This window comes from Paenibacillus azoreducens (assembly GCF_021654775.1).
GTDB classification, from domain to species: Bacteria; Bacillota; Bacilli; order Paenibacillales; family Paenibacillaceae; genus Paenibacillus_AQ; species Paenibacillus_AQ azoreducens.
The window spans coordinates 299825-313345 of the sequence record NZ_AP025343.1; the positions used below are offsets into that span (position 1 = coordinate 299825).

At 47.6% G+C, this 13521-nt stretch carries 10 protein-coding genes and 3 riboswitches; of the genes, 7 read left to right on the plus strand and 3 right to left on the minus strand.

Annotation, left to right across the window (positions count from 1 at the left end):
- Window positions 1–164 precede the first annotated feature (164 nt).
- The 7 genes from L6442_RS01400 to L6442_RS01430 all read left to right on the plus strand — a co-directional run bounded on the left by L6442_RS01400 (window position 165) and on the right by L6442_RS01430 (window position 10378).
- Window positions 165–326: a hypothetical protein gene (locus tag L6442_RS01400; RefSeq protein ID WP_212979146.1), complete on the plus strand. Its 162-nt coding sequence runs from the start codon at window positions 165–167 to the stop codon at window positions 324–326.
- Window positions 327–616: 290 nt separating this feature from the next.
- Window positions 617–817 (plus strand): cold-shock protein CspD, encoded by a 201-nt coding sequence (gene cspD, locus L6442_RS01405; protein WP_194234099.1) that lies wholly within the window; start codon window positions 617–619, stop codon window positions 815–817.
- A gap of 168 nt (window positions 818–985) precedes the next feature.
- Window positions 986–1318: a PadR family transcriptional regulator gene (locus L6442_RS01410; RefSeq protein ID WP_212979147.1), complete on the plus strand. Its 333-nt coding sequence runs from the start codon at window positions 986–988 to the stop codon at window positions 1316–1318.
- Window positions 1315–2637: an FtsW/RodA/SpoVE family cell cycle protein gene (locus tag L6442_RS01415; RefSeq protein ID WP_212979148.1), complete on the plus strand. Its 1323-nt coding sequence runs from the start codon at window positions 1315–1317 to the stop codon at window positions 2635–2637. Before L6442_RS01410 ends, L6442_RS01415 begins: the two co-directional genes overlap by 4 nt.
- 103 nt (window positions 2638–2740) lie before the next feature.
- Window positions 2741–3604, plus strand: coding sequence for a PP2C family serine/threonine-protein phosphatase (locus L6442_RS01420; protein ID WP_212979149.1), 864 nt, complete (start codon window positions 2741–2743; stop codon window positions 3602–3604).
- Window positions 3605–3805: 201 nt separating this feature from the next.
- Complete coding sequence (locus tag L6442_RS01425) at window positions 3806–5896, plus strand: nSTAND1 domain-containing NTPase (RefSeq protein ID WP_212979150.1); 2091 nt, start codon at window positions 3806–3808, stop codon at window positions 5894–5896.
- A 304-nt stretch (window positions 5897–6200) separates the two neighbouring features.
- Window positions 6201–6289, plus strand: a riboswitch (cyclic di-GMP riboswitch).
- 69 nt (window positions 6290–6358) lie between these two features.
- The gene (locus L6442_RS01430; RefSeq protein WP_212979151.1) at window positions 6359–10378 is read left to right on the plus strand and encodes an S-layer homology domain-containing protein; all 4020 of its coding nucleotides are present in this window, start codon (window positions 6359–6361) and stop codon (window positions 10376–10378) included.
- Window positions 10379–10425: 47 nt separating this feature from the next.
- Here L6442_RS01430 and L6442_RS01435 read toward each other — a convergent pair whose 3' ends face one another.
- From L6442_RS01435 to L6442_RS01445, 3 genes are all read right to left on the minus strand, one after another.
- The gene (locus L6442_RS01435; RefSeq protein ID WP_212979152.1) at window positions 10426–11082 is read right to left on the minus strand and encodes an anthrax toxin lethal factor-related metalloendopeptidase; all 657 of its coding nucleotides are present in this window, start codon (window positions 11080–11082) and stop codon (window positions 10426–10428) included.
- A gap of 51 nt (window positions 11083–11133) precedes the next feature.
- A riboswitch (cyclic di-GMP riboswitch) is annotated at window positions 11134–11223 on the minus strand.
- 102 nt (window positions 11224–11325) lie between these two features.
- Window positions 11326–11412: riboswitch (cyclic di-GMP riboswitch) on the minus strand.
- Between the two features lie 358 nt (window positions 11413–11770).
- The gene (locus L6442_RS01440; RefSeq protein WP_212979153.1) at window positions 11771–12046 is read right to left on the minus strand and encodes a hypothetical protein; all 276 of its coding nucleotides are present in this window, start codon (window positions 12044–12046) and stop codon (window positions 11771–11773) included.
- Between the two features lie 46 nt (window positions 12047–12092).
- Window positions 12093–13517: a hypothetical protein gene (locus L6442_RS01445; RefSeq protein WP_212979154.1), complete on the minus strand. Its 1425-nt coding sequence runs from the start codon at window positions 13515–13517 to the stop codon at window positions 12093–12095.
- Window positions 13518–13521 lie beyond the last annotated feature (4 nt).

Here is a 13521-nt window from a genome sequence, read left to right on the forward strand (position 1 = left end):
TTCTCAAGCTCCGTCATCCAGCTGAACTGCCAACATCTAGGGCGCCACACCGCGCGCTGGAAGCCGCATGCGATACAGAATTGTTATAAATGAATAAAATGATCTATTTTGCATCATCCTATATATAGGTGAATTGGTAAGCTGAAGGGGGTGCGCAAGCAATCATGGAAAACAACAATTCCCAGGAAGCAAGCAAATATGAGGTGCAAAGAACGGAACTGAACAAGATGCCGGTGCCGGACAAGCAAAGAGAGGAATTCGCGAAGGAAATGGTAAATGACGCCAAGGAGGCGTTCGGCCAGCAGCAGTCCGAGGATAAAGAGTAGTACGGTTCATTGGAGCACTTTCGTAAATTACATTTGGATGAAGGAGGGTGTATCTCCGTAGTCAAAAATGGAGGCACCCTTTTTGCTGATAAGACAAATACACGTAACGGATTCCAAAATAGACTGTATCTATTTGTTTCCAGTTGTGATATAATAAAGTTATTGGAATAGTGACCTAACGAATTCACATAACGTAGAGGGTTATTCTATTTTTAATAACCTTGTCCATTATGTGATTTTTTATTTTCAAATAGATGTCATGTAAAATTAAGAAAAAGGTGGGAATCCAGTTGGAAACAGGAACAGTAAAATGGTTTAACTCAGAAAAAGGCTTCGGTTTTATCGAAGTTGAAGGCGGTAGCGACGTATTCGTACACTTCAGCGCAATCGTTGGAGACGGCTACAAATCTTTGGACGAAGGCCAACGCGTAGAATTCAACATCGTGCAAGGCAACCGCGGACCACAAGCTGAAAACGTAGTAAAGCTCTAATATAGAGGCTGACGCCCCAAACAAACTTTGTTTGGGGCGTTTTTGCATCTGCCGATTGCATAATTCGTAGTAATTCAATATACTCTTATACATAGTAATTCGATGCATAGATAAACTAGGTAATAAAAATGTTTCTAGGTTAGTAAAAAACTTCTGAAGGAGAACATTATGGCGGTCAATAAGGAGTTATTAAAAGGAAGTACGGCTATTTTGCTGCTTACGGTACTGAATAGAAAAGAAATGTATGGCTACGAATTGATCAAGGAAATCGAGCGGAGTTCGGAAGGTGTATTTTTGATGAAGGAAGGCACGTTATATCCCATTTTACATACGCTGGAGGCTGAAGGTTGGCTGGATGCTTACTGGAGTACGTATGATGGGAGAAAGCGCAAGTACTACCGGATAACCGATCAGGGTAGAAACCAGCTTCGGGAGAAAAAGGAAGAGTGGATACAATTCCGAACAGCGGTGGACCGCGTTATTGGGGAGGGGATGTCATGAGTCGGCCTGAAGAAAACGGGGCTGTAGCGATTTTTTTGAATCAGGTATGCAGTCATGTTCGAGCCAAGGAATTGCATCCCGAAATACGCGAAGAGCTATCCTCCCATATTGTTGAGCAGATGGAAATGCTGCAGGAGAATGGGATGAGCGTGGAAGCCGCCGCTGCCGAAGCAATCTGTCAGATGGGGGACCCTGCTCTTATCGGCAGGAATTTTCATCAGGCACATAAGCCGGTCATGGAATGGAAATTGGTTGTTATTTTGGCGTTGATGGCGTTGATCGGCATTTTTGGGGTGTTTACCGCCCAGGAATCGGGGATGTATCCTCAGTTTGGTACTTCGCTCATCGAAAGGAAAGTGTTGTTTACTCTTCTTGGTCTTGCCTTCTTGGTTGGATTCTATTTTGTGGATTATTGTAAATTACAGAAATATTCTGGCGTATTGTTTTTCGGTGCCCTCGTGCTTATGGCATACGCGTATTTTGCGGAAATAGACATAAATGGAAGAAGAGTGTTTCTCGTTTTTGGTCCATTTAGTATTAATGCAATGGCCGCATCGCTCCCGGTGCTTCTCTTTGCTTTGGCAGGAATGAAACCGGCAAAAGAGTGGCGAGGAGGCTGGGAATACCTTATCCAACTCGTATACCGGGGTATATTACCTATTATGCTTTTTGTTCAGTCATCTTCCTGGTTTTATGGCCTTATCTATCTGATTGGCTTTTTGCTGCTGACATGGGTCACCAAGAAGAATACACCACAATTTCTCGTACTGATCCTACCGCTGCTGTCTCTCTACATACTTGTGCTTACCCGGGTTGGACAATTGCAGCATCGGCTGCAAGCTTTCCTTTATCCGACCAGTGATGACAGCTACCAAATCATCCAAACCAAAGCGGCGATTGTCTCCGCAGGATGGTTTGGGCATGGATTTGCGGCACAGCTTGATACGCTTCCCTATGTTTACAGTGATTCGCTATTCCCGTATCTGATTTATTGTTTTGGCTGGGGCTCTGGAATACTTATCACCGGGCTTGTAATCTGTTTTATCATTCGTTTTTGGAAAATGAATGTTCTCATTCAGGATGTGTATGCGAAGAGAATCATGCTTGGATGGATGGCAGTATATGCCATCAGGATGTTATGGCCGATCCTTATGGCCTTTGGTATTGTTCCTATAGTCGGGGAGGTATTGCCATTCATCGGATACAGCGGGATGATGCAGGTTGTTGACTTTGCCGCTGCCGGGCTGCTGCTGTCTTTATTCAGACGGAAGAATATGATTCCTGGAGAAATTGAAAATCCATCCCTACATCCAAATTAAGCTGGGCGACTTAACTATTTTCTATAATGACAATGATCCAGTGCAGACGAAACAGCTGTTTGAACAACTGCAAAAACAAACAGGGGAATAGGGGGAAACCATCGTGAACATACATCATATTTCGATTCAAGGCGCCGGAGAGTGGAATGAAGATGCCGTTATTTTGCGTTCGGACGGGGGATTCTATGGTGTAATTGACGGGGCGACTTCGCTTGTTCCTTTTCGGAGTGTCCATGGAGAAACAGGCGGAAGGTTGGCATCACAGATCATTAAGGATTATTTCAAACAGATTCCAGGCGATGATCGGCGGGATTTGGAGACCTTGGCGAAAGAAGCCAACAAGCGGCTGGGAGAAGCCATGCGGGCGGAAGGCATTCGGATGGATCGCAAAAGCGAGCTGTGGACGGCTGCCATGGCGGTAGTCCGAGTCAAGGAGCATCATATCGAATACGTGCAGGCCGGCGACTGCATGATCATGGCATTGTACCAAGATGGTTCCATACGGACGATCACACGCGATCATGTCGCTCATATCGGCGAAGAGTCGATGGCGGTCTGGAAAAAAGGAATCGATTCCGGAATTCGCAGCAAAGAGGCGCTGCGGGGGATGGTGCTACCTCACTTGCTGGAAAACAGGGAGAAGATGAACACCAGAGGCGGATATTCCGTATTGAATGGTTTGCCGGATGCGGATCGATACCTGGAGTACGGAAAAATCAACCGGATACGGCTTTCGGGTCTGCTGCTGGTGACGGATGGGCTTTTTTATCCGGAGGCATGGCCGCAGCCAGAAGCGGAGAACGACAACCTAAGGCCGGATGAGGAGCTCCTGCGCCGCGTCGCTTCGGAAGGACTAGAGCGTTATGCCAAGCGGCTGCTGGCTTTGGAAGAGGACGATCCCGAGTGCATCCGCTACCCTCGCTTGAAAATGTCGGATGATAAAACAGGCATTTGGATCACGTTCTAGCGCGTCGTTTTGTTAAAGATGTCCTACTAACTAAAGGAAGGGTCTGCGATTTTGCGGTTTTAACCGATAAGAGCAGATCCATTCTTTTTTTTTGGCGTCAGATCGGAGAGAACAAAAAAGATGGAAAGAATAGGCCTGTTCCGAAATTTTCCGCACCGATATAATAAAGACAAAAAAGAATCGGAATCTGCGGAGGAAATTATGGAGCGAGAAACATACCGGATAGCACAGGAAGCCGACCGCTTTGTCGGAAGGGTGGAGGAACGGTCGCAGTTATCGAAGTGGCTTCAGGATGAAACGGCAAGGAGCCGGATATTTTCGATCACCGGCATGGGAGGGATCGGAAAATCCTCCTTAATGTCACAGCTGTCCCGGCTCGGCAAAAATGCGGGTTGTGTATGCCTGTGGTTGGATGGCCGGTCATTTACGCCTACGCCGGCGTCCTTTTTGGAGAGTTTATCGGCTGCCGCCTCACTGGAACAGCTGGAGCAAGCCGAACCGGGTTCGCTGCGCATTTTGACGAAAGCCGGACCGCTGAAGCGGGTTATGCTGTTCATAGATAATTTCGAGGAGCTGTCCCTGCTTGAGGGCTGGCTGCTGGATGCGTTTTTGCCCAAGCTGTCTTCCGCAGGCGTCGCGGTTCTGCTTGCTTCGCGGCCGCGCCTGCCTATAACATGGATTACCCATCCAGTATGGGGGCTCAGAATGACGGAGTTTCGGCTGGCGCATTTTACGAATCAAGAAATGGTCGACTATATCCAATCCTTCGGGACTTTCCCGGACGAAACGGTTGGACGGCTGGCGAGGTTGAGCGATGGCCATCCGCTGGCTTTGGCTTTGTCCGTCGAAACGGCCATCAAAGACAAGGCTTGCGGGCCGGACAAACAGATTATTTCGCAGTCCATCAGCGCCCGCGTGCTTCGCGAACTGGCCTCGGAGAAGCTGCAGCCGATGGTGGATGTTCTAACGGTCCTACCCGAAGCCAATCAGGAGATGCTGTCCCGTTTGACCGGCAGGACGGTCACTACGCAGCAGTTTCGCGAGCTGGCCGGACTATCCTTCGTTCGTTCCGGAACTGGGGGGCTGGCGCTGCATGACGTTGCCAGAATGCATCTGCTGAAGGACTTCCGGCAGCGGGAACCGAAGCGGCTTCTTGAGCTGCAGTGCTCCTCGGCACAGCTGCTGTATGGGAAGTTCCAGCGTGCGGACCGCAAGCAGCGCCGCGGAATCGCGTCGCAAATGCTGATGCTGAGCAAGGAGCTCCTATCTCCCCACAGAGGGTATGCGGATTTTTCGGGCGATTCGATCCCTCCTCTTGAGCAGCCTAACGCTGCGGACCTGCCCAATCTGCACCAGATGCTGGAAGAATGGTGCGTTTACAGCGTCGATCCTCATATGAACCGGTCCTACCATGATTTTCTGGATGAGCTTGCCGACCGCTTTCCCGAAAGCATCGCGATTGTACGCGATAGCCAAGGACGGCCCGCCGGCATGTTTATCATTGTACTGGTCTATTATGAAACGGGTTTGCTCCTTCAGCGTTATTTTCCGAATGAATTGTCGGAATGCTTCACGGAAGAGGAATGGAAATGCGAGCCTGACAAGGCAGATACATACTTCCCGGTATTGACCGCCGCTACGAATTCGATGTCGGGTTATTCGAAGGAAGAGATCATCGGGCTCTTAATGCTGGATCATTTGTCCCTGCTTGGGGATGGAAGCCGGGCCATTCTCGTTGCTACCAACGATGTCCTAAAGCAGCAGCTGCGCGGTATCGGTTTCCGCATCCGGCCGACGGCCACCCGAAATTGCGACGTATCATGGGCGGAAGCCCATATATTGGAACTCGACCTCCGCGAGGGGAATTTTGGAGATTGGGTGCTTTCGTTTTTTAAAGGAAGCGGGGAGATGGAGAGCGTTATGATGGATGTCTTCCACGCGTTGAGCCCAGGCGATCAAGAACGGCAATTAAGAAAAATACTTCTGTCGCTGCATGATCCGGTGGAACTGGAGAAATATGCGGGTGCATTTCCTGGCGTGGGCAGCGGCATCGATTTACAGCGGTTCATGCTCCGGTTAATGAAAATATCCGGGGAAGCCGGGCTGACGGAAGAATACGGTTCCCTTTTATACGCCGCTTATTGGCAGCACGCCGGTAATTCGGATGCCGCAGCGTTGGAGTGCAGCATGAGCAGGGCGACCTTCTATCGCTATCTGAAAAAAGCGATTGCCAATTTTGCCCGGGTGCTGGCGGCACAGCTTCAAAATAGCGCCATGGAACCTGAACATTAGGATATCTTGAGAGTACAGGAAAAATGAGACTGATTTGAGACGGGAACGGAAGAAGATCATGCTAAAATGAATGAGTCGATGCTGATCTTCATGATTACATATTCGATGCCTGGAAGTTAGACTTGCTCGGGGTGCCTAATGATGGAAGCAAAAGGGGGACCGAAAAAGTTTTTTTATTGGTGCGTATTTTGGTGATTGACAACGCATTTTGATTGGTTTATATTGATCGACAGTTCCTATATACTAACTTTTGGTAGATCCATGGACAGGGATTAAGATTACGCACATCTGCAATAACGACAATTTTATATTTTGGCACACTAATCGAAAGGTTAGCTCGCAAAGCCTTGGAGTCTAACAGTCTTTATGACTTATGATCGTCCGGTTGCAATTAATATCGTTAATGCAGCCGGGCTTTTTTGTGTTCCGGGGAACTTAAACCAAAAAATCAAGGAGGAAGAGATGAAGCGGGGTTTAAAACTTGTAGTATCATGGCTGTTCATATTGACGGTGTTCACAGGATTCATTCCAGGCAATCTATTCTTAAGCCGGGTATCCGCAGCATCAAACGAGCTTATCTGGCCGAATCCCGGAGCAGTCAATCTGACCAAGACGGCCGATCCTGCAGGGAAAGGTCAATGGAATATCACGTTGACTGTTGAAGGAAAGAACATTAAAACGACCTCGGATGTCGTGCTGGTCATCGACCGGTCCGGAAGTATGGACAAATCGGGCCGGATGACCAATGCCAAGTCAGCGGCGAACAAGTTTATCGATAATCTGCTGATCAAAGATTCGACGACGAGAATCGCAGTCGTGACTTTCGATAAGACGGCGAGTGAAAAATCCTCCTTTGTTGAATTCGGACAGAAGGACAGGTTAAAGAACGTAATCAAAGAAATCACTGTCAGCGGAGAAGGCACCAACATTCAGGCGGGATTGAATAAAGCACGCATGATGCTGGCGGGAAGCCAGGCGCAAAATAAGGTTATCGTGTTATTAAGCGACGGCGCGCCGACTTACAGTTACAAGGCGTCGCATGCAGCGGCCTTTGGCTGGCCGGACAAAAAGTTTGACTTTACCTTGTACGATTTCGATTATAATGACAATCAGATTCTCGGTAACGGCAAGGATTACAAACTGGATGAAGGATTTTTTGGAATAGGCCGCCAGGTATATACCGTTAACGGCAAAAACGTAACAAACAATGGTATTGCATCCTTATCGGAAGCCAAACTTGCCTGGGACGGGGGCATAGGCATTTACTCGATCGGTCTTGAAGTCGGAAAAGACGCCGACGCCAAATACGTGCTGAACAGCGCCCAGAACAAAGGTTATTATTCATCCAGCAGCGCGGATTTGAGCAAGGTATTCTCCGAGCTGTCAGGTCAGATTTCCTACGCTGCCCAGAAAGCTGTCGTCACCGATCCCATGGGCGAGATGTTCAACAAGGTCGGCGAACCGAAGGTTTCGCAAGGAACCATTGCTTGGGACGACAAAACGGAAACCTTCACATGGAACGTCGGCAGCATTATGGAGGGTTCTCCGGCTACTTTGACCTACAAGGTCGAAATGGATCCGAAGAAACATCCTGATCCGGATACGTTGTATCCGACCAATGGAACCACAACCATAAACTATACTGACATTAATAAGGATAATGTTACGAAGAACTTCGAAGTACCGAAGGTGAACTTTGGTAAAGGGTCCATTACCATAAAAGGCTATCGAGTGAATGCAGATGGTCAGCCGGTCAATGCCGAAGGCGTGGTTGTCGAAAAAGCCGAGCTTGCGCAGCAATTGTACAATCAGCCGTTCAAGCAGGACGGGAAGGAATCGCTGGATATCAATAAAACGTATTCCGTGGCGGCTCCTAACGTCGAAGGTTATCAGCTCGAAGTAGGCGACAATCCTACCAAAGTGAACTTGACTATAGATAAACCGACCCCAACGGTCTGGTTCGGGTTCATGGAGGCTGCCGAGCAGCATGTAGCGGTCAAGTATTTAGAAAAAGGAACGAATAAAGTACTGGCTGAACCGTCGGAAGCAAAGGGCATTAAGGGACAGCAAATTCTGCTTGAAGCGAAGAAAATCAATGGGTTTACCGCCGAAAAGGAAAGCGACAAGTATACCTTTACGGGCAAAGAAGGCCAGGAGTATGCATTCTACTATACTGCCGACAAGCAAACGGTGACCGTCAAATACCTGGAGAAGAGTACCGGGAAGCCGCTTAAAGATCCTGTCACTGTAGATGGCTTTACAGGCAAGGCCGTCATGATCGATGCTCCTGCCATTTCGGGTTACGCGCCTGAGGAGTCAAGCATAAACTACACGTTTATCGCAAAAGATGGCCAGGAATTGATCATCTATTATCAAGCCGTCGGGCAGCAGGTAAGGGTGCAGCATTTGCTGGAAGGCACAGAGAAAGAATTGGCTGAGCCAACGATCCAAAAAGGCCATGCCGGCGATAAAGTAAATGTGGCGCTGCCGCTTCCGGGTTACACTCCGGTCAAGGATACCGGGACGTATACGTTCACAGCGGATGAAAAGCAGACCCATACCGTGTACTACACGGCAGATAAACAAACGGTATCCATCCGTTATGTGGACCAAGCCACAAATGAAGAAATTCAGGATCGAGCGACCAAGGAAGGCGTGACGGGTCAAGTCATAACGCTGATTGCTCCTCCGATTGCAGGTTATACGCCAGTAGAAGCCGAGGGCAAGTACACGTTCACTGCAGAACAAGAAGGCCAACAGTATACATTCTACTACACAGCTGAAAAGCCGGGAGAGGAAATCCGGACGATTAACGTCAGATACCTGGAAGAGGGAACGAATCAGGAACTTCAAGAACCTACGACCCGTCAAGGCGAGGTAGGCAAAAAAATCCTGCTTGAAGCTCCGCACTTCGAAGGTTATGTCACTGATCAATACGTCGTCGAATATCCGGTAACGTCTGAAGAGAAACAGGAATACATCTTCTATTACAAGAAAGAAGCCCCTGAAGCTGAGCAGCGAACGGTACAAATTCATCATGTTGATCAAGAAACGGAGCAGCCCATTGCAGATCCAACGCCGCTTACCGGCAAGGTAGGCGAAAAACTACAGTGGCAGGCTGAGCCGATTACTGTTGCGGATGAAGTATATACGCCGGTGGAATTTAACCATGAATATCTCATTACAGAAGCCCCGGAACAGGAATACACCGTTTACTACAAAAAGGGCAAGGATGAGACGATTCAGCAGCTTCTGGTCAAATTTCTGGATAAAGTAACGAATGCGGAATTGGGACAAAAGACGTATTCAGGAAGAGCGGAAGATGCAATCACGATCAAGCCGGACCCGATCACTGTCGGCGGGGCAGTATACAAACCGGAGCAAGCGGAGTACTCCTACCGATTTACGGGAGAGCCGCATCAGGAACTGATCATTTATTTCATCAAAGACGAGATTCCGGTTGAGAAGGATCAAGAAGTAACCGTGAAGTACCTTGAACAGGGAACAGGAGCCGTATTGGCAGCTCCGACCGTTGAGAAAGGCAAGGCCGGCAGCACCGTTACCTTAAAGGCTGCTTCTATATCCGGTTATACGCCTGTAAAGTCTTCCACCGTATATCAGTTTGAGAATAAAGCAGGTCAGGAGTTTATTTTCTACTATACAAAAAATAGTCCGGTAACGCCGCCTACCGATCCGACCCCAAGTACCCCTGGTTCTTCCTCGGGTAATTCGGGAAGCGTAACGCCGCTGCCTCCGGCACCGCCGGTTGTTAAGCCATCACCTCCAGCGCCGCCAGCCGTTACGCCGCTGCCTCCGGCACCTCCGAAGCTTGAGACGGCAACCCATTACAACTATATCAATGGGTATCCCGACGGTATGATCAAACCGGAGAACAACATCAGCCGCGAAGAAGTGGCAGCCATTTTCTACCGGTTGATGGATGATGCAACGCGCAGTGACTATTTGAAGAGCACCAGCTCCTATAAAGATGTTGAAGCTTCGCGTTGGTCCAGCAAAAACATTGCTACCATGGAAAACGCGAAAGTTATTACCGGCTATCCGGATGGAACCTTTAAACCGGGCCGCCCTATCACCAGAGCGGAGTTTGCGGCAATCGCTTCGAGATTTGACGATCTGGATGAGCAGAAGAACACGTTGTTCTCTGATATCAAGGGCCACTGGGCTGAGAAGTACATTGTTTCCGCAGCCAACAAAGGCTGGATCAAAGGTTACCCTGAGGGACAGTTTAAACCGGATCAGTACATTACGCGTGCGGAAGCCATGGCTTTCATCAACAGCGTATTAAATCGTAAAGTCAAGGTTGAGGGTATTCATAAGGATGCGAAGACATGGCCGGATAATACGCCGAATAAATGGTATTACACCGATGTGCTCGAAGCGACCAACTACCATGAATACAGCAGAAACAACGATCAAACGGAAGCTTGGCAGCAAGTGAAGCCGGATCGGGTGTATCCTTAAACCAATACAAGCAGAAAGCCCCCTCACCTGAGGGGGCTTTCTGTTATTTATTCGGCATTATTAAAAAGCTTGTCCACATATTGATAAGTCAACGGCGCGTTTGCCTTCAATTCGCCGCGTGTCGTGTCGTTGTATACATACATGCTGGCGGCTTCGGCAAAATACTCTTCAGGATAGGTTGAAAAGTAGCCATCGTTGCCATATTCAACACTGGCTTCTTTATCGAAGATACTTTTAAATTCAGGGCTCGCGCTTGCATTCCCGAAAACGAACCGATCTACCGCATGCATGGTTTCATGGATTTCGAGATTAAATGAATTGTGGTTGTCGCCTTTTTTACTGTAACCGATCCGGACAACGACGTTTTTTTCGCTGACGCCGGGCACATCATCCCAGGTCAACCCCGTTCCTTCCCAGCCTCTTGGGGTCTTCCCTTTCAAGTAGCTGAGCTCAGGCACGTTCGTAATCTTATCGTTAGTCAAAATGACTTTGACCCCTTTATCATACAAAGTTTTAAGGATTGGCGCAGGAATTCTCTCCAGACGGCCCATCATGGCCTTGGCTTCCTTCGCGTTATAATTGCCTGACGGCAGGACAACTAACTGATTGATGACCGGATCTTGTGCATGAACCTCAGATTTAGGAAACACGCCAACCAGTGCAAAAATAATAAGTACGGCAAGTATTTGTTTTGTCCACTTCATCCCGAACATTCCTCCAAAGCCTGCGATCCGAAAAGAAGGTCAGGCTTCAATATTGGCAGCTGGCTAGCATGGCGACAATAGATCGCGGTAGCTCCTATAGCTTTGCGCCCCCATTTTTCAATGAGTTTGCCTTTGTCAACCGGAATTGACATATGTAATTTGCCGGGCATTCATAAAGCGCCAAAAAACCCTTCTCACCGAAATAAGAAGGGGTAAATAACAATGAATAACATTGCATCTTATATCGGTAACTGGCTGGCATGGCGAATGCTCGCGTTAGCCCCTGTAGTTTTGCGTCCCCATTTTTCAATGGGTTTGCCTTTATCATTTTTTAGGGTGCGAATAAATCTATAATCTACCATTATATTAAATCCGCCTGATTTAATAGTCAAGAAAAAGTATAATGCGTAAGAACTAGGATTAATGATGGGATTAGCTCCTTTTTCCTAGGTTTTGCATGGCGAAATCTGACGAAGCGTCGATAAAACAGGCATTTGGAACGCGTTTGATACTGGAATACGAACGGAACAAAGTATCGAAGATAAAAAAGAGGCCTCGGAGGAGGTCTCTTTTTACGTAAGATGAATAGCGGATTCAAGGGTTTCGGTTGATGCTCGCAAGCTCTTGAAACTCTTCGGGATTTTGCAGCGGACGGGAAATTTCATTTATGGGAGCAATCGTGATAGCGTCAGCGTATGCTTTGGCGGTCAAGTTCTTCCATTCTATGAATATATCGCAGCAGTTGTTCCTTTTGAGCCTCAAGCTCTTGAATATGGACGGCTGCTTTTTGCAGGAAGGACTCCATTTGTTGAGATAATTTCTCCGCAGAAGCTCCCTTCCAATCATGAAGGCGGTTATAAATGGATTTGATTTGCTGCTCCTGAGTCTGCAGCTTTTGGCGCAGCAGCTGGCATTGCTGTACCGCCCTTTTAAGATCTTCCAATTCTAAAGAGATTTTGCTCATATTTTGTGCCCCCTGTTTTGTCCTAGGCAATCTATTTCTGTTTATTTTAGGATTGATCCGCGATGATAAAGTCCTTTGCCTTGCGGTCGATATAGTTGGCAATTTCGGTAATCGATTCCTGATACCAACGATTGATCCCGGACAGTTTTGCGGAAGCATTTTCTGCGATTGGCCTTAAAGAACGGCTCTCGCTAGTACGTATGTTGGTTTCGAATAATTGAATCAGCCTTCGGGTTTCGCTCGCAAACGCCTGTAGTCCGGATTTCATTTGACTCGCTGCCTTTTGAAGTTCCTCCGGTGTTAGCTGAATCTGTTTGCCGGATTTATTTCCAATATAGGTATTTGCGGCGCCTGCTCCAAGTATTGTCCCGAATATGCCCATTTGAGGTCCGTATTTTTCTATAAACTCCGTCAACGTTTCATTCAGTTTTTCCCGTGCTGCCAGCATTTCTTCGTAAGCCTGCACTCGCGGCAGCCCTTGAACCTCATTACCGTCCATTGTAAACAGCTTATTGGCGATATTGCCGGTTTTTTCATCGAAGGTAAAGTAATCAAGGCTATGATTTCCTTCTCCCAAGAATGAATTATATAATTTTTGCAGTATCCCTTGCTGACCCATGGGAAGCGTGATCGGAACGAATTGAATGGGTGTCCACTTGGGCCCGAGCAGAAACTGGGAAAAAGCGTTATCCCTTTTGATAGGCATCGAAAAGGGAATCTCGAGCTTCAACTCGGTCTTATTGGCGTCCGTGTAATTGGAATTAATATGATAGGTTTCGCCCACATGCCGATCGGAGCTGCTGATTCCAGACCCAACGCTATCCTTTGGATTAACATAGGCGATATTGGTCTTGCGGAATTCCCCGCTTTTCGATTTGTCCTGCAAATCATCGGGCAGTAAATGAACGATATTGGGCGCATTAAAACTTACCGAATTCAGGCCGTTCATCACGGCAACATATTCGGCTTCAGCCCCGCCCAGCGAATGGCCGGTTGTTGATATTTCCGCAGTGGGATACTCTTTTTTAACTGCATCATAAAGATTTTGCGCTTGGGTAAATTGATTGTTCTGGTATCTTGCCTCGGCATTGTAAAAAGACATCTGGTGCTGAATAGGCAATTTTGCAATTTCGTCCTTGTTTTTTACAAAAAATTCGTGAGTTGCCTCTATGTTCTTTTTCCTGCCGATCATGACATCGCTAAAATCGGTTTCATAGTCCATTAGTTTACTCCAAAACGGACGATCCGGGGGTTCAGTGCCTCTATACCCGATAATGATCTGATTGGTTTTCTCGTTATAGAAGACATTGGCATCAAAACCGGAACCATCGGTGTCATGGAGTAAGGCTCCTTTGGGCTCGATGATTTTCCAGTCGGGAATATCCTCATTTTGATAAGTATCAACTGAGATATCTCTCTTATATACTTGTCCAGATACAACCCAATAGGTTTTGTCATTAATATATGTCAAAATA

Coding starts and splice junctions, on each gene's coding strand:
- L6442_RS01425 (WP_212979150.1), top strand. CDS start 3,806: ATGGAGCGAGAAACATACCGGATAGCACAGGAAGCCGACCGCTTTGTC.
- L6442_RS01400 (WP_212979146.1), top strand. CDS start 165: ATGGAAAACAACAATTCCCAGGAAGCAAGCAAATATGAGGTGCAAAGA.
- L6442_RS01415 (WP_212979148.1), top strand. CDS start 1,315: ATGAGTCGGCCTGAAGAAAACGGGGCTGTAGCGATTTTTTTGAATCAG.
- L6442_RS01410 (WP_212979147.1), top strand. CDS start 986: ATGGCGGTCAATAAGGAGTTATTAAAAGGAAGTACGGCTATTTTGCTG.
- L6442_RS01435 (WP_212979152.1), bottom strand. CDS start 11,082: ATGAAGTGGACAAAACAAATACTTGCCGTACTTATTATTTTTGCACTG.
- L6442_RS01440 (WP_212979153.1), bottom strand. CDS start 12,046: ATGAGCAAAATCTCTTTAGAATTGGAAGATCTTAAAAGGGCGGTACAG.
- L6442_RS01430 (WP_212979151.1), top strand. CDS start 6,359: ATGAAGCGGGGTTTAAAACTTGTAGTATCATGGCTGTTCATATTGACG.